The organism is Arhodomonas sp. KWT (genome assembly GCF_010993615.1).
On sequence record NZ_WNXE01000831.1, the window covers coordinates 1 to 740 of the forward strand.

At 68.0% G+C, this 740-nt stretch carries 1 protein-coding gene and 1 pseudogene; both read right to left on the minus strand.

Going from position 1 to position 740, the window contains the following annotated elements; all coding sequences use genetic code 11:
* Nucleotides 1-254 (minus strand): annotated as a pseudogene (locus G7A99_RS22720) (thiol:disulfide interchange protein DsbA/DsbL); the annotation flags it as partial.
* A gap of 162 nt (nucleotides 255-416) precedes the next feature.
* Nucleotides 417-740, minus strand: a 324-nt coding sequence (locus G7A99_RS22725; protein ID WP_163144291.1) for a c-type cytochrome, incomplete at its 5' end; no start/stop codon positions are given.

Genomic DNA, 740 nt, shown 5'->3' on the forward strand with positions numbered 1-740 from the left:
CCGAAGCTCACCGGCACGTGCTCCAGCGCGATCCTGTCACCCATGCGCTCCTGCCAGTCGGCGAGCAGCGGATGGAAATCGTTGCAGTGCGGGCAGCCATAGGAGAAGAACTCGCGGACCTGCACACCGCCCTCGGTCTCGACGGGCTGTGGCTGATCCAGCACCCGGTACTCATTGCCCGCCTGGGGCGCGGCCATCGCGCTGCCGGTGCCCAGCACCAGCGCCGCAAGCATCGTCATCATCCACCGTGCCATCAAGAGCGTCCCCCTTGTTGTCGTCTCACAAGCGCGGTTCATGCAGGAGACCGTGTCATCCGCCGACGGTTCCCGTCCAGCCGCGACGGGAGCCCCGGACGCAAAAGGGGGCGGCCACCGGACCGCCCCCTTTCGTCACGTTCACCGAACGCGGCCTCCGGATCACTCGCCGGAGGCGGTCTCACCGTCCGTCTTGCGGTACAGCCCCGAGGCGAACGACGCCACGGCCTTGATCTGGTCGTCACTAAGACGCGAGGCAACGGCGGTCATGATCTCCGCCTTGGGGTAGCCACTGCGCTTGCCGGCACTGTAGGCCTGAAGCTGGGTCACCAGGTAGGTCGCCTTCTGACCGCCGATCTTGGGATAGCCCGCGCCCTCCATGCCGGCGCCGGTGGGCCCGTGGCAGCCACTGCAGGCCGGCACGTTACGCTCCGGCACGCCACCACGCCAGATGTGCTCGCCCTGATCGGCCAGGGACTTGTCGGC